General features: G+C 59.5%; 18 protein-coding genes. 11 read left to right on the top strand and 7 right to left on the bottom strand.

Features of this window, described 5'->3' with window-relative positions:
- The first annotated feature begins 275 nt into the window (after positions 1-275).
- From ASG55_RS23640 to ASG55_RS23605, 8 genes are all read left to right on the top strand, one after another.
- Entirely contained in the window at positions 276-1,670 is a 1,395-nt protein-coding gene (locus tag ASG55_RS23640; RefSeq protein ID WP_082530338.1) for a TIGR01777 family oxidoreductase, read from the top strand.
- A 9-nt stretch (positions 1,671-1,679) separates the two neighbouring features.
- Positions 1,680-4,130, top strand: coding sequence for an alpha/beta hydrolase (locus tag ASG55_RS23635; RefSeq protein ID WP_056790845.1), 2,451 nt, complete (start codon positions 1,680-1,682; stop codon positions 4,128-4,130).
- On the top strand, positions 4,127-4,636 hold the full coding sequence (locus ASG55_RS23630) for a hypothetical protein (protein WP_236167776.1): 510 nt from the start codon (positions 4,127-4,129) through the stop codon (positions 4,634-4,636). The genes ASG55_RS23635 and ASG55_RS23630 overlap by 4 nt, the downstream gene beginning before the upstream one ends.
- An 86-nt stretch (positions 4,637-4,722) precedes the next feature.
- Positions 4,723-5,178 carry a hypothetical protein gene (locus tag ASG55_RS23625; RefSeq protein ID WP_056790842.1) on the top strand — a complete coding sequence of 152 codons (456 nt, stop codon included), beginning with the start codon at positions 4,723-4,725 and terminating at the stop codon, positions 5,176-5,178.
- Positions 5,179-5,182: 4 nt separating this feature from the next.
- Positions 5,183-5,539 carry a hypothetical protein gene (locus ASG55_RS23620; protein ID WP_056790839.1) on the top strand — a complete coding sequence of 119 codons (357 nt, stop codon included), beginning with the start codon at positions 5,183-5,185 and terminating at the stop codon, positions 5,537-5,539.
- Between the two features lie 34 nt (positions 5,540-5,573).
- Positions 5,574-6,122, top strand: a complete 549-nt coding sequence (locus ASG55_RS23615) for a hypothetical protein (RefSeq protein WP_056790838.1) — start codon at positions 5,574-5,576, stop codon at positions 6,120-6,122.
- Between the two features lie 169 nt (positions 6,123-6,291).
- Complete coding sequence (locus ASG55_RS23610) at positions 6,292-7,365, top strand: tetratricopeptide repeat protein (RefSeq protein ID WP_056790835.1); 1,074 nt, start codon at positions 6,292-6,294, stop codon at positions 7,363-7,365.
- A gap of 66 nt (positions 7,366-7,431) precedes the next feature.
- Positions 7,432-7,863: a hypothetical protein gene (locus ASG55_RS23605; protein WP_056790833.1), complete on the top strand. Its 432-nt coding sequence runs from the start codon at positions 7,432-7,434 to the stop codon at positions 7,861-7,863.
- A 59-nt stretch (positions 7,864-7,922) separates the two neighbouring features.
- Here the strand turns inward: ASG55_RS23605 and ASG55_RS23600 are convergent, their stop codons facing one another.
- On the bottom strand, positions 7,923-8,285 hold the full coding sequence (locus ASG55_RS23600) for a DUF6124 family protein (RefSeq protein ID WP_056790830.1): 363 nt from the start codon (positions 8,283-8,285) through the stop codon (positions 7,923-7,925).
- Positions 8,286-8,653: 368 nt separating this feature from the next.
- On the opposite strand from ASG55_RS23600, the gene ASG55_RS23595 reads away from it, so the two are divergent.
- A complete protein-coding gene (locus ASG55_RS23595) occupies positions 8,654-9,037 on the top strand; it encodes a hypothetical protein (protein ID WP_056790828.1) in 384 nt (127 codons plus the stop codon).
- Between the two features lie 188 nt (positions 9,038-9,225).
- Positions 9,226-11,790, top strand: a complete 2,565-nt coding sequence (locus tag ASG55_RS23590) for a hypothetical protein (protein WP_056790825.1) — start codon at positions 9,226-9,228, stop codon at positions 11,788-11,790.
- Between the two features lie 88 nt (positions 11,791-11,878).
- Here the strand turns inward: ASG55_RS23590 and ASG55_RS23585 are convergent, their stop codons facing one another.
- The 6 genes from ASG55_RS23585 to exbB all read right to left on the bottom strand — a co-directional run bounded on the left by ASG55_RS23585 (position 11,879) and on the right by exbB (position 18,729).
- A complete protein-coding gene (locus ASG55_RS23585; protein ID WP_041476626.1) occupies positions 11,879-13,279 on the bottom strand; it encodes an aminoacyl-tRNA deacylase and HDOD domain-containing protein in 1,401 nt (466 codons plus the stop codon).
- 79 nt (positions 13,280-13,358) lie between these two features.
- Complete coding sequence (gene recG / locus ASG55_RS23580) at positions 13,359-15,434, bottom strand: ATP-dependent DNA helicase RecG (RefSeq protein ID WP_056790822.1); 2,076 nt, start codon at positions 15,432-15,434, stop codon at positions 13,359-13,361.
- A 9-nt stretch (positions 15,435-15,443) separates the two neighbouring features.
- Complete coding sequence (locus ASG55_RS23575; RefSeq protein WP_056790818.1) at positions 15,444-16,373, bottom strand: hydrogen peroxide-inducible genes activator; 930 nt, start codon at positions 16,371-16,373, stop codon at positions 15,444-15,446.
- Between the two features lie 224 nt (positions 16,374-16,597).
- Positions 16,598-17,344: a TonB family protein gene (locus ASG55_RS23570; RefSeq protein ID WP_042608108.1), complete on the bottom strand. Its 747-nt coding sequence runs from the start codon at positions 17,342-17,344 to the stop codon at positions 16,598-16,600.
- Entirely contained in the window at positions 17,341-17,769 is a 429-nt protein-coding gene (exbD, locus tag ASG55_RS23565) for a TonB system transport protein ExbD (RefSeq protein WP_016772535.1), read from the bottom strand. Before exbD ends, ASG55_RS23570 begins: the two co-directional genes overlap by 4 nt.
- Before the next feature lie 6 nt (positions 17,770-17,775).
- Entirely contained in the window at positions 17,776-18,729 is a 954-nt protein-coding gene (gene exbB / locus ASG55_RS23560; RefSeq protein WP_041476629.1) for a tonB-system energizer ExbB, read from the bottom strand.
- Positions 18,730-18,917: 188 nt separating this feature from the next.
- Here exbB and ASG55_RS23555 point away from each other — a divergent pair, with 188 nt between their 5' ends.
- On the top strand, positions 18,918-19,772 hold the full coding sequence (locus ASG55_RS23555) for an SDR family oxidoreductase (protein WP_056790815.1): 855 nt from the start codon (positions 18,918-18,920) through the stop codon (positions 19,770-19,772).
- The last annotated feature ends 101 nt before the right edge of the window (positions 19,773-19,873 follow it).

Here is a 19,873-nt window from a genome sequence, read left to right as displayed (position 1 = left end):
TTTTATGGTCTGTCCTCTTTTTCTTTTAGCCTGTTATCAAATGGCGGCTGACAAAGGTGACCAGTTGGGCGTCTTCAACGTGGGGCGATTGGGATCGTCAGCCACGGCGCCGATCAAACTCAGCCACTGCATTTGAATTTCGAGGGGCTGTTTGAGGCGGTTTTGCAAAAGTTTTGTCTGAATCCCTTACGCTAAAACGTTTAACGCTTGAGCATCTGAGGACCGCGATTTTCCTTTAAACTCCCCACCCCCAAGGAACGCGCTCAGGACACGGAATGCCAGCCCCTTCTTCCTCGCTTCGCCCAGCGTTGGTGCTTTGGCTATATGCCGCTGCGATCACGCATATCCTCGCCGGTCTTACCCTGACCTGGGCCGGTGACTCCGGCTTGCTCGATGGCTACCTGCAAGTCCTCGAACTGTCGTTCTGGGGTGCCGATGCGGTTCCCACCGCCGGCCGCGAACAACAAGTCTGGTGGCTCGCGCTGTTCGGCGCGACGTTGCAAAGTTATTCGCTGTACATGTTCGCGCTGGTGCACTTGGGCAATCGCTTGAAAGCTCCGGCCATCTGGGGCTGGTTGATCGCCGGCATCCTGTTATGGGCGCCGCAGGACATGTGGCTCTCGGCGCAACAGCAGGTCTGGTCGCACGTGTGGCTGGATGGTTTAGCTCTGTTGGTGTTGTTGCCGCCGCTGTTTTGGCTGTATCGGCATGACCGCCGAAAGGCTTCTTCAGTAAAGGTACCGAGCCAATCCAACCCGTTTGCCGATGGCGCCTACAAGCGAGTGCTAATCACCGGCGGCACCGGGTTCATCGGTGAAGCCTTGGTCAATCAATTACTCGATGCGAGCCACTCGGTCAGCGTACTGACGCGCGATCCGTTGAGCGCGGCCAATCTATTCAACGGCCGCGTCCGCTGCGTGCATTCTCTCAACGAACTCAGCCACGACGACACCTTCGACGTAGTGATCAATCTCGCCGGCGCCCCCGTCGCCGGCCCACGCTGGACTCCCAAACGTCAGGCGCAACTGCTCGCCAGTCGAGTCGGCACCACCGAAGCGTTGATGACCTGGCTGAAGAACACCAAGCACAAACCCGCGCTATGGATTCAAGCCTCGGCCATCGGTTTCTACGGCGTGCGCGATGCCAGCGAAAGCCTCGACGAACACGCCAGCAAGGGCGACGGTTTCATGGCCGAACTCTGCGCGCGTTGGGAAGCCGCCGCGCAACCAGCCACGGAATTTGGCGTGCGTCAGGTGGTGCTGCGCCTCGGCGTGGTGTTCGGCCCGGGTGGTGCGTTGACGCCGTTGCTGCTGCCGTTCCGCTTGGGTTTCGGCGGGCGCATGGGTGACGGTCAGCAGATCATGAGTTGGGTGCATCGCGACGATGTGCTTCAGGTGATCGCGCGGGCCTTCGACGATGAAAGTTTGCGCGGCACTTACAACATGGTCGCGCCGGAAACGGTCAGTCAGGCAGCGTTCGCCGAGCAGGCCGGCAAGGTCCTCAAGCGTCCGGTGTGGTTGCACATTCCCGCCGCGCCAGTGCGCGCGCTGGCAGGGGAGATGGCGCAGTTGTTCTTCGACGGTCAGCGCGTGGTGCCGCAGCGTTTGACCGAGGCCGGTTACACGTTCCGCTACCCCACCCTCGACGCCGCTCTGCGCGATCTGACCTGAGTGCCGCTCATGAGCAAGCCCTTGATGTACCTGCTGGCCGGCAACGGCAGCGCCGCCGATTGGTGGGACGACGCGCTGCCGCACTTCCAGCGTTACGAAGTCGTGCCGCTGGAGTTGCCGGGCTTTGGCGCCAACCCGCAGCCACCTTGCGAGGATCTGGCGGACTACGCGCAGACTTTGCTGGCGATGACGCAGAAGGGCAGCGCGATCATGGCGGTCGGGGTCAATGCCTTGCTTGTATTGCATGCGTTGCAGCGTCGGTCCGGGCACTTTTCCCGCAGCGTTTTGTTGGCGCCGGTCGGTGCGTTTCTGTGGCAGCGGCGGTTACCGGCGCTGATGTCACCGCTGCCGATCCGCAAGACCATCCACTGGCTGCTGTCGAACAAACCCACGCTGTTCGCGCGCAAGTTTTCCAACCAGACTTGGACACCCGCGCAGTACCAGCGCATGGGCGCCGGTTATGCGCGCTGCCGTGCGTTCGTACCGCACTGGGATCTGGTTCGCGCCGACACTGCGCTGCCGCTGCTGGAGTGGATCACCGATCCGGTCGAGGTGGTCTGGGGCGATCAGGACGCGGTGCTCGGCATCGAGCAAGCGGCGGCGTGGTCGGCGATTCTCGCCCGCGCTGATCTGACCATCAGCCTCAAATCTGGTTGGGGTCATTACCCGTGGATCGACGCGCCCGCGCAGTTCGCGCAGTGGCTGGAGTCGGGCGAGCGCGGGTTTGTCGCGCATACCAAGGGCGGGCGTTTGCGCCTGGCTGAACTGGCGCGGCAAGCGGTACCGGCAGCGCTGACCCTCAACGATTGCAGCGATCCGCGCCTGCCGGCATTTCTCGCTGCTCAACCTGATGTGACCTGGGCGGTGCGCTCCTCCAGTTATGGCGAGGATCAGGCCGATTCGGCGAATGCCGGTTTGAGCATGACCTATCTGCGCGAGCCGACCGCCAATGTGCCGAAACGCATTGCCGAACTGACGGCCGAAGGTGTCGAGGAAGTGGTGGTGCAGCGCTTCATCACCCCGGTCGTTTCCGGCATCGCTTTCGTGCGCCATCTCTCGGTAGAACTTGAGTGGGTGGAAGGCCATCTCGAATCGCTGGCCGACGGTCACGTCAGCCCCTTGCGGGCAACGCTTTCGCGGGTTGGCGATGCCTGGCGAAGCGGCGCGTTCACGCCATCCCATGGCTTGACCGAAGACCTGCTCTGGCACTTTCTGCAAGACGTGTTGCGCGTGTTCCACTACGTGCCTGGCGACGTCGAATGGGCCTGGGATGGCGCGCAACTGTGGCTGCTGCAATACCGACCGATCAGCGATTACGGCTGGCGCCGCCACCTGACCGCCGCCAACATCGCCGAGATCTTGCCGCCGCAACCGAGCGTGCTGGTTGAGTACGCCCAGCGCCGCGCGGCAGCGAGTATCCCGGCGATCATGGCGCGCTGGGATGCGCGGGTGTTGCAGGATAACGAGCCGTTTACCGCAGTGTTCGGCGGTGCGTCCTACATCAACAATGATCTGTTTCTCGCCCGGCTGGCCGACTGGGGCATCAGCGCCGATAACTACGCTGGTGAAGTTGGCGGGGCGACTCCGCATCTGCCGTGGCAACCGCTCAAAATGCTGCGTTCGTTGCCGCTGTTTTTGCGTATGCAACGCAGGGCTCGCGGCCATTTGCTGAACCTTGAAAATGGCTTGCAGCGCTTCGATCGGGAGCTGGCCGAACTTGTCGCCCAAGGCGCCGATGGCCAACAACTGGCGGACTGGTTCACCCGGTTTTACGTGTTCGTGGTGCAAGGCAATCTGTGCATTGCCACGGCGCTGGCCAGCAGTGGCGGTGATTGGCTGGGCCGCCCGCCGACCGCTTACGACAACCTTGAAAACAGTCCGCATCGATTGCCGTGGGAAACCGATCCGGCCACGCCTCGGCCTGCGTCGAGCGAACTGCCGCTACAGCCATTCCCGCAATGGCCAAATCTGATCCGCTTCGCGCATTCGAGCGGCCTGCCGGGCCTGCGTGGCTACTACCTGCAAGTGCGCGAGTGGTATCGCGACAACCTCATGCGAATCTTCTTCCGTCTGCACCACGCCATGCCGCTGGCGGATCGCGAGCACTGGTTCGCACCGCATCCCGACGTTCGCACCCGAGACGGCAGCTTCTGGCAGGACGGTCGCGAAGGTGCGGAGCTGGCCACCGGGTTCATGATTTATCCGGGGCAGGTGCAAGGCATCCTCGGCGCCGACATCCTGCTCGAAGACACCCTCGATCCGGGGCGGCATGCGCACTATCAAGCGGCGCAGGCGGTGATTGCGCGAATGGGCGGGCGCTTGTCGCATGGCTCGACGTTGTTGCGCGAGTTGCGCAAGCCGTCGGCAGTGATACCGCAGGTGGATCCCGCGTGGGTGGGGTGTGAGGTGTTGTATCGGGATGGTGAGTTGGAATTGATCAATTCGAAGGATGCGAAGTGAAACGATTGCTGGTGTTATGTGTGAGTTGGTTGCCGATAGCGGTTATGGCGGCAGATGTTTGCAATCAGGAAACTGACTCAAAATATTTCTTATCGCAATGGTCGCAAAGCGGTGAACATCCGGAAGACATACTTTCCAGTCTTGATGGAAAAGAATTTTCTATCGATCCGGGCCACGTGGTTTTTCGCGGCGATCTAAATGGCGATGGCATCGAAGACTTCATCTTCAATTCCCGCGTCGGCATTGGCTCATCAATGGATAGCACATTTGCCTTCCTGATCCAGTGCCGTGGTTATTTGAGGTATTCGGGCGGCGATTACTTCGCCGGGGTCAAAGTTCTGGACGGCCCACCCAAGGGGGGAGGTAAGTTCAAGGACATCGAGATCTACTCCTACATCAGGGACAGGCACGGGCGGATTCGCTACAAGGGTGAAAAGGCCATGACACGGCCACATCTGTGGCAATTCGACCCGCAGACACAGCGTTATGAAGGGCAGGCTGAGTAAGTCGACGGTCCCCGCTGCATTTACGGAGTTACTACGTGAAAGGATTTTCGGTTCTTCTCGGCAGCTTGATATTAGCTGCCGCGTCCATGGCATTCGCTGCCGATCCAACCTTCAAGGATTACACCGTCACGCCAGTTTTCACCGGCCCCAACCATAAGCTGGTGCCGCAAGAAAACAGCAGCCCAATGATGGATCAGGCACGGGTGCAAGCCCTGAAAGGCAAGGTCAACTTCGCCGGCCATTACATCCTGCACAGGCTCGGCTGTGGCGGCAGCGCCATTTGCGGCGAAGTGCTGGACGCTCAGACTGGGGAAGTCGTTGGTGGTCTACCGAATGCTTACGACGGCAGCTCGTTCGGCATGGTTTTCCAGCCCGACAGCAGCTTGATTATCGTGTCCGGCATCACGCTCGACGGCGAAGAAGATGCGCAGGGGAATGCTTTGGAGAGCGGCAACCGGGATCGTTACTACGAGTTTGTGAGCAACGAATTCCGGCTGCTGAGCATGACCGACGTTGAATCGTCGCCGATGGATGAGGAGTGAGTGGATGAACTGGTTTTTCATTCGGCCTGTGCTGATTGCGCTTTCGCTTTTACCTCATTCACTGCCCGCGACTGCCAGTGAAGGGAGTTGCTACGGCTACCTTACTGAGCTTGTCAGGAGCAGCGATTTTCCGTTTCGTTATGTCGGCAAGGACAAGGTCAACCTGCTGATCGACGAGGACGACGGTGAAGTAGTGCGCGCTCAGCTGCTTTTCGACACCGACGGCAGCGGCACGATTGGCTGGATCAAATACACCCCGGCTACCCGTGTATTGCTCAATAGCTCGGCGGAGTTGGAGGAGCCAGTGGCATTGTCATTCGATGCCAAGTTTGCGGACGGCTATGCGAAGTGCTTGGCGTAGCAACAGGCCGGCTAACGGCGAAAAGGATTTCTCAATGAATCAGCTTTTGTTCGCCGGGAGCCTGGCATGGTTGTTCTCTTCCCCAGCCTTCGCCACGCCGACGGATGCTTACACCCAACGCGATGTCATGCAGTGCGGCGGTGTTGAAGTGGTGTTGGTGTCGTCCTGCCGATCGGTGACGGTGGATGGTGCGCAAACCCACGTCATCCCGGTTTGCTCTGACCAAACCATCAACATCGGCGGCAAAGTGCTTCGTCGCGATATCAGCAAAGTTTTACAACTCACTTCCGACGGTGCGAAGACGAAAATGTTGAGCAATGTTGTTGTGGCGATGGATTGCGTGGAAGGCACCCAGGGCAGCCTTGTTTCGATAGGCGGATATGGCGGTTGTGGTGCCTGCGCGGAGTGGCATGGGTATTACTCGACAGCAGGGCGATTGGAGCAATACAGCTTCGATAATAACCAACGCTCTTTTGGCTCGAAGGGATCTCGGGAAGAGCTGATCAAGGCCTATGGCGTTACGAAGAGACAGTTAATGTCAGAAAGCCCGGTGGTGAAGAGGATCGTCTATGGCCAGCCTTAAGTGGGTGTTGATGATCAGCAGTTTGTTCAGCGCTACCAATGTCTCGGCAAGAAGAAGCGCAGCGTTATTACCGCGAGTACCGCGACGCGATGAGTGCCGCCGGTAAAGCGCAGAAGATTCCGCAACGCGTCGTTGAGCGATCTGAAATTCAGGGACTGAGACAGTGAATATGTTCTTCCGCTTTATCGTGTTGAGCCTTGGGCTGCTAATCACTTCATACGCACTCGCTGCCCCACAAGTCCTGAAGGAAATTCCGGCTAGCTTGCTGGGTGATGCATCACGGCAAAAGGTATTTGTTCTGACAGGGGGGGCGGACGAGGCCTCCAATCGGTTGTTGATCGCGCCGGTGCAGGCACGTAATGAGGAAATTTTGCTCGATACGTCGAAGGCGCTGCCTCTGATCAAGAGTCAGTACTCGTCCGCTCTTCAGGGTGTCTTCAGCGTCCATGTACTCAAAGGTCGCCCTGGCGTCATGACCGTCATTGATCCTCAGGCTGAGGAAGCTGTGGTCAAGCAACCGTTCGTTGAGGCTGGGGATTACATCGCGCTGGCAACCAGCGAGGAAGATAACGCGGTTTACAACTTCAACCTGTTGTTCGCCTTCAACAAAGGTTCAAAGCAGTTTGAGCTGAAAGCTCTGCTGGAAGTGGCGAACAACGACTCCTGTGACCGGTCGCTTGTTAGCGTAGTGGAGCTGCCGGTGCAGACACTGGGCCCCATCACTCTCGCTTCTTTCGATGGGCGTGAAGTGCTGCAGAAGCTGCAGGTTGCTCGTACTGGCAGTATTGAGGGCGTTAGAAAGAAATTGATGACTGTCGATTCGGCTGATTTGCTGGATATGGCGCTGGCAGCCTACCGAAAGGGTGATGACTCTTCCTTCAAGGATGCGATGAGCTACGCGTTGATGGGCGGTGGTTCGCATGACACTTGTCCCCCGGATAGCTATATCGTCGCAAAGTACTACTACCCGCAGCGTCCCGGCTGGTCCAACGACCTCGGTTTTCTGCTCGGCGAGGCGGGTTACTACGCTGAGTCGATTGAGTTGCTCAATGCAGTGATTGCCAACCACCCAAACAGGACGGTTGCTTACCTGAATCTCGCTGACAGTTATTGGGCCGTGAACGATAAAGAGCGGGCGGTGGCGGCGTACAAGCAATACGCATCGCGAATGTCTGAAGCGGGAAAAGCTTCGAAAATCCCGGCGAGGGTGGGTGAGCGCAGCGCTGTGGCGCCCGAGGCGTGACAAGAACTCGTTGAGTTGCTGTAACTGTGTGTTCTGTACCCATGAACCGCTAAAGGAATATTCGGTTTGAAATTTTCGTCTGCATTGATTTCCGCGTTGCTCGTTTTCGTTCCTCTGGCGGCTCATAGCGAGGTCACGACCGAGGTATTTTGCTTCCGTTCCTACGAAGGCAAACCCATAAATTTTGAATTTAGAACCTATTACGACTCTGTCGCCAAGTGGAGCGGTGCTGGCGTCAAGTACAGCAAGTCGAAGAAGGCCATCACTCTGGTTCATCGCAATACTGAACAAGAGGAATTGGTCTATGGCCGGCCCTACCAGTACACGACAAATTGGGTTGAAGTAGTTGATGGCGCACTGACAGGTGAGTATCAGATGGTCACTCAGGGTGGCCGGGTTGATGCGATGACGTATACGAATTACAAGTCTGCAAAGAAGTATTCGTTTGAAAACGATTACAACGTGGATGCGAAACCTGAAACAGGTTGCCAGTGGTGAAGCAGGGAATATTCAAAAAGGGGACTTAACGTCCCCTTTTTTTTCATTCACCAATCTCGCTACGGCTTGGCCGCCACGCTTCGCACTTCAATGTGATCAAGCGTCCCTTCCACCATCAATCTGACCCCGTCCGCCATCCTACTCAATGCCAATGCAACCGAGCGGCGTGAGCCATCTATGTCGTCCGCAAGGTCCGCAGCGATGATGCTGATGGATAGCAGGTCTTCCGAGGCGTTGGCCAGGAGGGCTTCGGCATCGATGTCCGGGTTCAGGCTGAACAGGCCTTCAGGGCGTGGGGCCTGAGAGAGGTCAGATTTGCCGAAGTGGTGATCGAGGGCGCGTTCGGCGGCTTCATGTAATTTTCTTGAATCGAAGGATTCGTAGGGGGAGGTGTCCTCGGTGTTGGTATTTGAATTGGTCATCGGTGTAAATCCCTTGGAGTAAGAAGAAATTGCTCCCGAATTCGGACTTGCACATCCGGTCACCGAATACCCGATGACGCAGGAAGCCTATCGGTGATCTTCAAGCTCGCCTAGTTCACGGACAGCCCCGCACTTTGCAGGAAACTTCCCATGGATTCGCGGGGCGGAAGATCAAAAGATCGCAGGCTTCGCCAGCTCCTACAGGGATGTGTTTCAACAGGTGTAGGACGTTGCTTGCGGAATCGTGACTTGGCGGTCATCGTGCGGGAAATGGTCTGCATCCTCTTCCAACAGCTTCAGATACTGGCGTTATCGTCCGAATCCCTTACACTGCCCCGGCCGTTCATTTTCCTTTTGAGGCTGTGCGCATGAAATTTCGTTTTCTCCTGTGGATGATGGGTTTGTTGATGGGTAAGGCCAGCCGGACAAATCCTGCGTTCCAGCAGCAGTTGGGTGACAAGGATCTGGTGTTTCAGCTGCAGACGCTGGACGGGAAAGTGGCGCGGCATTTCGTGGTCAAGGATCAGCGCATCACCAGCAAGTCTGGCGTGGTGCCGGAGCCGGCGTTTGCGATTGCGTTTAAAGACGCGGGTTATGGCTTTGCCACGATGCAGGCGAAGAACAAGCAGTTGGCGTTTATGCAGGGGATTCAGGACAAGTCGATCCAGCTCAAGGGCAACCCGGCGCTGGTGATGTGGTTTCAGGGGTTGATGAAGTATTTGAAGCCGAGGAAGGCAAAGGCCAAGGCTTGAGATTTTTTTGGGTTGGCTTCAAGCGAAGCACAATGAAGAATCGTGCGTTCTTTGGCTCGCAAAGTCTTTATTCAGGCCTGTAAAGACGGTCGAACTGTCATTTCTGTCAGGTGCTTTGCTCATCTTCGCGATGCTCTACTCAAGCTCCGGTCCCGTAAAGGACGCCACGCACTTGATGGAGCAAGAACATGACTCAGGCTCAGGACTTGACCACGCCAGGTACCCCCGATCCCTCTTTTGCCCTGAATGGTTTATTGAAATTACCGATACCGGGCATTGCGAGCCATGAGGCTGCGGCCGTTTTGGCCCTTCCCGACGGGAAGTTGCTGGTCGCTCTTCCTCTGGAAGGAAGTGACGCGCTGCTGGCCATCGCCCGATTGAACGAAGACGGTACGCTCGACAAGTCCTTCGGAAGTCATGAGACGGGTTTCGTCGAGATATCTTTGAACGGCGCTAGCATCAGCACCGTGTTTGGGCTCGATGCGTTGCGGGACGGCGGCTGGCTGGTGCGCGTTCAATACTTCACACAGAAGGCCGTCGATGCCGGCCAAGCAATGATCCGCTTGAAAGGCGACGGTGAGCTGGACGATTCGTTCGGCGATAAAGGCGTGAGTTTATTTTCTTTCTACAAGATCCCGGGCTCCACGCTTGCGTCGTCGGCAGGGGCGAAGTCAAGCCAAAAGTCCCCCGCTACAAATGCCTCTACCGTCTCTGCAGTTCAGCAGGCCGATGGCAAAATCGTCCTGCTCCATTTCCTGCTGATCGATGAGCCATGGCCATCGCCCGTCGTGATGCGTCTTTTGGCGAACGGCTCGCTCGATCCATCATTTGACGGCGCGGGGTACGTCTTGGTGGATGTCGGTGCCACCTCGAACACCGCCGGCGCTATCGCTGTTCAAGCCGATGGCAAAGTATTGGTTTGCGGCGTTTTTCAGAGTGGTGAGACAGCCTCCGGAGTTTTTCTGGCACGTTTGGACGTAGCGGGGAAGCTGGATAAGGATTTCAACAACGGCCAGGCGAAGCTGATTTTCGACGAGGATGGCGAGAGCTCTTTGAACGCTGTTTCGGTGCGCGAAAGTGATGGCAGGATCGTTGCGGTGGGTGAAGCCTGGCAAAAGAACGTCCATGGCGGGTTGGTGGTTGTGCTGAACGCCAGCGGAGCATCCAATCTTGTATTCAATAATGGCCAGCCTCTGTTTTCCCCGTTACTGCCAGACGGATTGACGTGGCGGCATACATCACAGCTCGACGGCTCGATCATTGTCGTTGGAGCCGGTGATTCCGCGGTAATTACCGCGCGCTTTCTCGCAGACGGCAAGCTGGACACGGCCTTCAACGGTATTGGCTATACGCTCTTCGATAACGTAGCGGGGCCAGTGTTTCCTCATGATCTGGCAATCATGGAGGACGGTCGGATAGTGGTGTCCATGACCCACACCAGCCTTTCTGACCCTTCCCGGGTGGATGGCTGGATCACTCGCTATCTAAGCGCAAACCTGACGAGTGGCACGCTGAATTTTGATCCGTCTTTTGGCGAAAACGGCATTGTCAGATTTCCGCTTGGAGGATTGTCTGAGTTTGACGTAAGAGCGGTATTGGCTCTGCCGGACAACAAGTTGCTGGTGGCTGTTCGTCGACGCAAGGATGGCCTGGAAACGCTGATCGCCCGGCTTCTGGAGGACGGCCAACTGGACCTCGGTTTTGGTGAAGAAAAGACCGGATTCGTCGAGATTTCACTCAAGGACGGTTTGTATATGCACTCGATGCTCGAGTTGACGCCGTTCCCGGATGGCGGTTGGCTCGTTCGTGCCGAGTACCAGAACAATGGGCCTGATGTTTCCGCCGGGCTGGTTGTCGTGAAACAAGACAAAGATGGACGGCTGGATCACAACTTTGCTGAACAGGGTGTGCGTTACCTTCCTTATGCGCAGATGGGGAGCGCGGGTCATGGCGACAATGTCTTGCGGCAAGACGAGAAAATCCTGCTGGTCGGCTCCGTCGAAGACGACGCTGGCCGTGTGAGCGGCATCGTCATGCGGCTCAATGCGGATGGCTCCGACGACACCACGTTCAATGGCACGGGTTTCGCGCTTGTCGAGCTCGCTGGCATTGCACACCAACACAGTTCTGCGCAGCTGGTCGCGCATCAACCTGACGGCGCTGTGGTGGTTGGTGGCAGCTATAGCGGGCCATCTTCGGGCGCTTACGTCATTCGATTCGACGCTAACGGCAAGATCGACAGGTCATTCGGCGAGAGCGGTAACGGAGTCGTGACCCTCTCAGGTGAGGATGAGATCCACCTGTCCGCCGTTTCAATTGTGGATAGCAAGATTGTTCTTGCAGGGGCTGCCGTAAGGGACGGTGGCATGCGTGGAGTGATTGCGGTACTCACATCCAAAGGTTCCTACAATCTCGTATTCAATAATGGTAAACCGTTGTTATCCGACTTCGTCCTGCAAGGTTTGAGATGGTTGCGCTGTGTAGCGCGACCTGACGGTTCAATCGTCGTCAGCGGCGACACCGGAATCGGAGTCACCGACGATGATCCGAGTGCGATCACGGCGAAGTTTTTGGCGGACGGAACACCGGACCTGTCATTCAACGGCACAGGGTTCAGCATCTTCGACGAGGCCGGGGTCCTGGAGGCTCTTCATGACATGACGGTACTGGGGGACGGCCGAATTGTAGTGGGAGGGTATTTCATTGGAAGCTTCCCGAACCCGCAGGGCTGGGTGATTCGGTACCGCGGTTGATTACGCCAATAATCAACAGTTGGCCGCAACGCACCCGCTCCTGAAGATCGCATCGATCTTGTGGGAGCGGGCTTGCCTGCGAAGCTTTTCAGGCCTGGCTGAACTGCGAAGCCAGTTCACGCAGCAGCACTTCAGCCTCAAGCACTTTGCTGACGACATCGTTGGCTTTGTCACGGCTCAGGCCGACGCGTTCAAGCAGGGCATCCGGAATATCTTCATCCGGCCCGGAGCCAATCCCGCGGCTGCGTAGCAGGCGTACGGCCAGGCAGACGAGGTTCGGGTATTCGGCGTAGGCGCCGTCGTAGCTTGGGTCGTGCTGGAAGCGCAGGGCGGTGGCCAGTTCATCCGGCATGTCCCAGTAGCGCATCAGCCACGAGCCGATCTGTTCACGGCTGATACCGAGCAGGTGTTGCTCGATGTAGCTGTGGCACAGGTGCGGGTTGACCTCCAGGTGGCGGCAGATCAGCGAGAAGTGCGGCGGGAACACGTGGGCCAGCAGCAGGTAACCGAAGTTATGCAGCAGACCGGCCAGATACGTCAGGCCTGCTTCCGGGCGCTGGGCGCGCGGCATGGCGCGGGTCAGGCCTTCGATGACGGCGGCGGTGTAGATCGACTGCTGCCAGTACGGCGTGGTGTGTTGCGGGTGGTCTTTGGGCAGGCTCAGGGTCTTGCCGAGGGCCAGGCCCAGCGCGAGGTTGATCACCAGATCGAAGCCCAGCACGCGGACGATCGCGTCTTCCACCGAACGAATCTTGCCCGGCGAGGCGTAGTACGGCGACGCCGCCCAGCTCACCACTTGCGCGGCCAGCGCCGGGTCGGTTTCAACCACGCCGGTGATGTCGTCGATGGTGGCATTGGGGTCAACGCGCAGCTTGATGATTTTTTGCGCGGTTTCGGCCAGCGGCGGAATCTCGATGGTCGCTTCCAGACGCTGCTGAATGCGGCGTGCGGTGAACGCCTGCACGGCCTGGGTGATTTCCTCGCGGTCATCGTCCGGGCGGTCGAGGTTCGGGCGGATGCTGCTCAGGGCTTCGCCGAAGTTGGCGGCGCTGGCCTTGGTCAGCATCGATTTGAAGTCTTCGCTGCTGATTTCCAGCAGCAGGCCCGGCTCGCCGGAGTTGATCAGCAGCTTCGGCTCGCGCAGCAGGCTTTCTTCGTAGAGGCACGGCGAACTGGTCAGCGCCGGCAGGCCTGGGAGCAGGCTCAGGTTGTGTTTGCCGAGCATCTTTTCCAGGCGTTCGGTGGACACGGCTGTGAGGCGGCGACCAGTGAGTTCGGCGAGGCGATTGAGATCCAGCAACTGGCTCTGTGGAAACAGCACCATCAACGCGCCCACGGCGTCGTCCAGCAACACGGCCTGCACTTTGCGCGAGGCATTGAGGCCGTGGTGGTCGAGCACTTCTTCGTAGGCAACGCCCAGCTTGTTGAGCAGCAGCCGAATAACAGACGGAGCTTGCGGAGATTCGGGGACGAGAGCAGCTTCGGTCATGGTCTGTATCCGTTTTTGAAACAATGGCAGGAGTATAACCAGCTCTGTAGGAACGATCCTGCACAAACTGCGACGGTGCTCACACTTGGCCGTATTGCTGCCCATGCCGCAGCCAACGGTCAAGCAATGGGCTGACGTGGGTCGGCCAGCGCTCCAGCAAAGCCTGGGCGGCATCGCGCACGGCGGGCAATAAATCGGCGTCGCGCATCAGGTCGGCGACCTTGAATTGCAGCAGGCCGGTCTGGCGGGTGCCGAGCATTTCCCCGGGGCCGCGCAGTTCGAGGTCCTTTTCGGCGATGACGAAACCGTCGTTGGTCTCGCGCATGATGCCCAGGCGCTGGCGACCGATCTGCGACAGCGGCGGATGGTAGAGCAGTACGCAATGGCTGGCGGCGCTGCCCCGGCCGACGCGACCACGCAACTGGTGCAACTGTGCGAGACCAAGGCGTTCAGGGTTTTCGATGATCATCAGACTGGCGTTGGGCACGTCGACGCCGACTTCGATCACTGTAGTGGCGACCAGCAGTTGCAGGTTGCCGGCCTTGAACTCGGCCATGACGGCGGCTTTCTCTACCGGTTTCATGCGCCCGTGAATCAGCCCGACCTTCAATTCGCCAAGGGCGGCAGTGAGGTCTTCGAACGTGGTTTCGGCGGCCTGACAGGTCAGCTCTTCCGATTCTTCAATCAGCGTACACACCCAATAGGCCTGACGACCTTCGGCACAGGCGCTGCGCACCCGTTCGATGACTTCGACGCGGCGGGTGTCGGTGACCAGCACGGTGTTGACCGGGGTACGCCCGGGCGGCAATTCATCGAGGATCGAGGTGTCGAGGTCGGCGTAGGCGCTCATCGCCAGCGTCCGTGGAATCGGTGTGGCGGTCATGATCAACTGATGCGGACACATGCGCCCGCCGACGCCTTTCTGCCGCAGCGCCAGACGCTGCTGCACGCCGAAGCGGTGCTGTTCGTCGATGATCACCAGCGCCAGATTCTTGAACTGTACTTCGTCCTGAAACAGCGCGTGGGTGCCGACCACCATCGGTGTGCCGCTGGCGATTTGTTCCAGCGCGGCGACGCGGTTCTTGCCTTTGAGCTTGCCGGCCAGCCACGCGACTTCAATGCCCAGCGGTTCGAGCCAGCGTTTGAAGGTGATGAAGTGTTGTTCGGCGAGGATCTCGGTCGGCGCCATCAATGCAACCTGGTAACCGGCCTCCAGCGCTTGCAGTGCGGCGAGGGCGGCAACCACGGTCTTCCCCGCGCCAACGTCACCCTGAATCAGGCGCAACATCGGTTCGTGCTGACTGAGGTCGTAGGCGATTTCGTTGCCGACTCGCTGCTGAGCACCGGTCGGGTTGAAACCGAGGTTGGCCAGGTATTTCGGCGGCAGCTTTTTCGCTTTCGGCATCGCTGGGGCGCGCAAGGAACGCATGCTTTCGCGCAGACGTTGCTGTGAAAGTTGGTGCGTCAGCAGTTCTTCGAAAGCGAGACGATGCTGCGCCCAGTGATGGCCGAGGGCGAGTTCATCGACATCGGCATCGGCGGGCGGGTTGTGCAGGTAACGGATCGCGTCGGCCAGCGGCGCCAGTTGGTAGTCGCGGGCCAGTTCGGTCGGCAGCCAGTCCGGCAGGGTGCTCGGCTTGAGCAGCGTCAAGGTCTGCATGCACAACTGGCGCAGGCGCTGCTGGGTCAGGCCTTCGGTGAGCGGGTAGACCGGGGTCAGGGTTTCATCCACTGGCGGCGGTTCGTCACCGGTGATGGCGCGGTATTCGGGGTGGTAGATTTCCAGGCCTGAGGCGCCGGGCCGGGCTTCGCCGTAGCAGCGAACCCGCGTGCCACGCTTGAGCCCTTCCTTCTGCGCGTTGCTGAAATGGTAGAAGCGCAGGCTCAGCCCGCCGGTGCCGTCCTGCAAGCGCACGACCAGACTGCGGCGGCGACCCATGACCACGTCGGCACCGCTGACGGTGCCTTCGACCACGGCGTCCTGCCCCGGTCGCAATGCGCCGATCGGCACCACGCGGGTGCGATCCTGATAACGCAGCGGCAAGTGGAAGAGCACGTCCTGCAGATTCTCGAGGCCGACCTTGGCCAGTTTCTCGGCCATGGCTTCGCCGACACCCTTGAGTGCCGTCACCGACACTTGCGACAGCTCCGTCATGACGCTCGCTTAACCGGCCGTGACCGGCGCCGTTGGCTTGGCCACCGAGCACAGGCGAATGGAATCGGCGAGGATCTCGATGGCTTTCGGCCGTGGGAAGCTCGCGCGCCAGGCGATCGCCACGGTGCGGAACGGCACCGGCGCGGTCAGTGGACGCACTTCGATCACGCCGGCGGCGTAGTGATGGCTGTCCACTGCCGACAGCGGCAGGATCGAGATGCCCAGGCCGGACGCGACCATATGGCGAATGGTTTCCAGCGAGCTGGATTCGACCGTGGTGTGCTTGGCGCCGTCGTTGCCCTTGGTCAGCGTCGGGCAGGCCTCGAGCACCTGATCGCGGAAGCAGTGGCCTTCACCGAGCAGCAGCAGGCTCTTGTCGTTGAGCAGGCCGGCGTCGATGGATTCTTTCTTGGTCCACGGGTGCTGGGCCGGCATCAGGACGTAGAACGGCTCGTCGTACAGCGGCAGGGTCAGCACGTCGGCTTCGTTGAACGGCAGGGCGATGATGATCGCGTCGAGTTCGCCGTTGCGCAGTTTGTCGCGCAGCACGTGGGTGAAGTTTTCTTCGATGTACAACGGCATCTGCGGGGCAACCCGGTGCAGTTGTGGAATCAGATGCGGGAACAGGTACGGGCCGACGGTGTAGATGGCGCCGACTTTCAGCGGTGCGGTCAGCTGGTTCTTGCCGGCTTGGGCCAGTTCGCGGATGCCCTGGGCTTGTTCCAGTACTTTCTGCGCCTGGGCGACGATGCCTTCGCCGACCGGGGTCAGGCGCACGGCGCTTTTGCTGCGCTCGAAAATCAGCACACCGAGTTCGTCTTCAAGTTTTTTCACGCCCACCGACAGCGTCGGCTGACTGACGTGGCAACGCTCGGCGGCATGGCCGAAATGCTGCTCTTGGGCGAGGGTAACGATGTAGCGTAATTCTGTGAGGGTCATAGCAAGCGTCCATGAAGATGCGCGCCAAGCATACCGGCTGCAATCGATAGACGCACGTTATCAGACTGCGGGCTGAGTGCGACACCGGTCGAGGTCGGTTTGCCGCTGGCAGATATGCAAAAGGCACCTTTCGGTGCCTCTTGGCTTGGTTCTCTCGGCTTGCGGAGAACCTTGTGGGAGCTGGCAAGCCAGCTCCCACAGGTATTGCGGTATTGCGGTGTTGCTTAGCGGCGGCGTTCGAGCGAATAAACAAACGGCGCAACAATTTCGATCGAGCCGTTGTTGAGCATGTCGGCCGGCGGCTTGGGCAGCGGTTGTGCGCGGCGGATCATGTCCAGGGTGGCCCGGTCCAGATCAGCGTTGCCAGAGCGGCCCACCAGTTCGAACGACAGCACATTACCTTCGCCATCGACCACGAAACGCAGACGATTCAAGCCTTCCTTGCCCCGCGACTGCGCACTCTGCGGGTACTTCTTGTACTTCTGCAGATGCGCGAGCAGAGTGCCTTGCCAACTGGCCTTGGCCGCCAACTGAGCCGGCGACGGACCTGGTGCAGGCTGGGCGGATTTCTCCGTCGGTGCCTGGGTCGGTTGAGTATCGGCCGGCTTCTCCTCGGAAGGTTTCTCCTTCGGCGGCTCGGGCAGCTTTTTCTCGACCGGCTTCGGCGGTTTTGGCTTGGGCTTTGGCTTTGGCTTGGGTACCGCGATTTCCGCCTTCGGTGCTTCAGCGAGTTTCGGAATCGGCAACTCTTCAACCGGAGCCGGTGGCTGCGGCGGTGTGACGACTTTCGGCGGAGCCGGCGGTGGCGGGGCAGGCAACGGGGCCAGCTCGACCATCATTGCCTGCGGCGGCAATTCGATGGGCGGGCGGGCGGTCCAGTTCAGCGCCAGCGCGATGGCCAGCGCGTGCACGCCCAGCACCACGGCCAGGCTACCGCTGTAACGCGTCAGCTTATGGCGCGTCGTGATCATTTCTTGGCTGCCGTCTCAAGTCCGACCAGACCAACCTTCAGGTAACCGGCGGCGCGCAGGCTGTCCATCACGCTCATCAGGTCGCCGTAATCCACGCCTTTGTCGGCCTGGAAGAAGATGGTGGTGTCTTTCTTGCCCTGGGTCTTGGCGTCGAGGGTGGCGCCGAGGGTTTCGGCTTTCACTTCGTCGTCACCGAGGAACAGGCGCTGGTCCGCTTTCACACTGAGGAACACCGGTTTCTCTGGCCGCGGCGCCGGTTTGGCGGTCGAGGCCGGCAGGTCGACTTTGATGTCCACAGTGGCCAACGGCGCGGCCACCATGAATATGATCAACAGCACCAGCATCACGTCGATGAACGGCGTGACGTTGATTTCGTGGTTCTCGGCCAGATCGTCGTCTGCGCCTTCTTTCAAATGCAGGCCCATGGCCGATTACCCCACTTTAACCATGTGCGGCTGCGAGCTGCGCTCAGGCTGGTGGTCGAGATCGCGGCTGACCAGCAACAGGACTTCTGCCGAGGCATCGGAGACCTGCGCCTTGTAACCGGCGATGGAACGGGCGAAGACGTTGTAGATCACCACCGCAGGAATCGCCGCAACCAGACCCAGTGCAGTGGCCAGCAGCGCTTCAGCGATACCCGGTGCGACAACTGCAAGGTTGGTCGTCTGGGTTTTGGCGATGCCGATGAACGAGTTCATGATGCCCCACACGGTACCGAACAGACCGACGAACGGTGCGGTGGAACCGATGGTGGCGAGGACGCCGGTGCCGCTGCTCATGTTGCGACCGCAGGCAGCAACGAGGCGCTCGAGGCGGAAGCTGACACGCTCCTTGATGCCTTCTTTCTCGCGGCTGTTGACCGACAGGCGCATCTCTTCGAGCGCGTCATGCACCAGCAGGTTGGCGAGGGTGCCTTCCTTGCCAGCCGTGGCGCTTGCTTCTTTAAGGGTGGTGGCTTTTTTCAGTGCAGCGATTTCGCCACGCAGACGACGCTTGGCGCCCATCAGCTCGAAGCCTTTGGCGATCCAGATAGTCCAGGTGATGATCGAAGCGATGGCCAGACCGATCATCACGATTTTCACGATGATGTCGGCGTTCTGGTACATACCCCACGGCGAAAGGTCGTGGGCCATGCCCAAGGTGTTGTCGGCTTCGAGGGCTTCAGGTGCGTCGGCCGCGTCGACAGCCTGCACCGGATCGGTGGCGGCTGGTGCAGCCGGAGCGGCAGCGGGTGCGCTCTGCTCGGTGGCGGCTGGGGTGGCGGGCGCTTGGGCGTCGGCGAAGGCGGCGGTCGGTGCCAGCATCAGGCTGAGCAACAGAGCCGCGACGGCGCTCCAGGCGCGAGGTCGAGTGGTTGGCGAAGCGGGAGTTTGATTACGTGTCATGCTGGCCGGACCTGAGATAGAAAAACGTTGTTGCTCTTCCAGGCCTCGTGAGGCCGAGAACAAAAGTGGCGTGCATTATTGCAAGTAATTCTTGTTAACAAAAGTAATAGAGTAACTTTTTTTCCTTCATTGCTAGCCGTTCGTCCTGTGCCAGAGCTAGTCTGTGCCTTTCTGATGGGAGTTTTCTGATGTCCGCGCCTTCTGTTTTGATTGCCGGTTGTGGTGATGTCGGCAGTCGTCTGGCCACGCAATTGCTGGCGGCTGGCTGGCAAGTTCATGGCCTGCGCCGCGACGTTTCCAAGCTGCCGGAGGGTGTCATCGGCGTCGCCGGCGACCTGTTCGGCGAAGAGTGTCCGGCGACCTGGCCGGTAGGCGCTGTCGATTATCTGGTGTATTGCGCGGCGGCCACCGATCACGACGAAGAGGGCTATCGCAAAGCTTACGTGCAGGGTTTGCAGAATGTGCTGAGCTGGCTGGGTGACTATGGGCAAGTGCCTGAGCGGCTGATCTTCGTGTCCAGCAGCAGCGTGTACGGCCAGCAGGATGGAGCATGGGTGGATGAGACCTCCGAGACTGTCGCGGCCGGATATTCAGGTCGCTTGATGCTCGAAGCCGAGCAGGTCGCGCTCAATAGCGGCATCCCGGCAAGTGTGCTGCGGCTGACCGGCATTTACGGCCCGGGCCGCGAGTGGCTGCTGACTCAGGTGCGTCGCGGCTATCGCGTGGCTACGGAGCCACCGCTGTATGGCAATCGTATTCATGCCGATGATGCAGCGGGGCTGCTGGCGTTCTTGCTGGAAAAAGACCGCGAGGGCGTCAAGCTGGACGAGCTCTATATCGGTGTGGATGACGCGCCAGCGCCATTGGCCGAGGTGGTGGGCTGGTTGCGCGAGTACCTGGGTGTGACTGAATGGGCGGACGACGCCAGTGTGCGGCGCACCGGCAGCAAGCGTTGCAGCAATGCGCGGGCGAAAGCGTTGGGGTGGGTGCCGAAGTATCCAAGTTACCGCGAAGGCTATGCAGCGATCCTGGAAGGTCGCTAAAAGCAAAAGATCGCAGCCTTCGGCAGCTCCTTGTATCTCGACTAACGCTCCGTCAGGAGCGATAGTTCTCGACTGATCATCGAGGGAGGGACTTGGAAGCC

This window comes from Pseudomonas sp. Leaf434 (assembly GCF_001425545.1).
Lineage (GTDB): Bacteria > Pseudomonadota > Gammaproteobacteria > Pseudomonadales > Pseudomonadaceae > Aquipseudomonas > Aquipseudomonas siliginis.
Note: the sequence above shows the minus strand (reverse complement) of the source record. Positions and strands in the feature narration are given on the sequence as shown.

Bases quoted from the DNA above. Each gene is read 5' to 3' on its own strand.
- ASG55_RS23640 (WP_082530338.1), top strand. From the start codon at position 276: ATGCCAGCCCCTTCTTCCTCGCTTCGCCCAGCGTTGGTGCTTTGGCTA.
- ASG55_RS23635 (WP_056790845.1), top strand. From the start codon at position 1,680: ATGAGCAAGCCCTTGATGTACCTGCTGGCCGGCAACGGCAGCGCCGCC.
- ASG55_RS23625 (WP_056790842.1), top strand. From the start codon at position 4,723: ATGGCATTCGCTGCCGATCCAACCTTCAAGGATTACACCGTCACGCCA.
- ASG55_RS23620 (WP_056790839.1), top strand. From the start codon at position 5,183: ATGAACTGGTTTTTCATTCGGCCTGTGCTGATTGCGCTTTCGCTTTTA.
- ASG55_RS23615 (WP_056790838.1), top strand. From the start codon at position 5,574: ATGAATCAGCTTTTGTTCGCCGGGAGCCTGGCATGGTTGTTCTCTTCC.
- ASG55_RS23610 (WP_056790835.1), top strand. From the start codon at position 6,292: ATGTTCTTCCGCTTTATCGTGTTGAGCCTTGGGCTGCTAATCACTTCA.
- ASG55_RS23600 (WP_056790830.1), bottom strand. From the start codon at position 8,285: ATGACCAATTCAAATACCAACACCGAGGACACCTCCCCCTACGAATCC.
- ASG55_RS23595 (WP_056790828.1), top strand. From the start codon at position 8,654: ATGAAATTTCGTTTTCTCCTGTGGATGATGGGTTTGTTGATGGGTAAG.
- ASG55_RS23590 (WP_056790825.1), top strand. From the start codon at position 9,226: ATGACTCAGGCTCAGGACTTGACCACGCCAGGTACCCCCGATCCCTCT.
- ASG55_RS23585 (WP_041476626.1), bottom strand. From the start codon at position 13,279: ATGACCGAAGCTGCTCTCGTCCCCGAATCTCCGCAAGCTCCGTCTGTT.
- recG (WP_056790822.1), bottom strand. From the start codon at position 15,434: ATGACGGAGCTGTCGCAAGTGTCGGTGACGGCACTCAAGGGTGTCGGC.
- ASG55_RS23575 (WP_056790818.1), bottom strand. From the start codon at position 16,373: ATGACCCTCACAGAATTACGCTACATCGTTACCCTCGCCCAAGAGCAG.
- ASG55_RS23570 (WP_042608108.1), bottom strand. From the start codon at position 17,344: ATGATCACGACGCGCCATAAGCTGACGCGTTACAGCGGTAGCCTGGCC.
- exbD (WP_016772535.1), bottom strand. From the start codon at position 17,769: ATGGGCCTGCATTTGAAAGAAGGCGCAGACGACGATCTGGCCGAGAAC.
- exbB (WP_041476629.1), bottom strand. From the start codon at position 18,729: ATGACACGTAATCAAACTCCCGCTTCGCCAACCACTCGACCTCGCGCC.
- ASG55_RS23555 (WP_056790815.1), top strand. From the start codon at position 18,918: ATGTCCGCGCCTTCTGTTTTGATTGCCGGTTGTGGTGATGTCGGCAGT.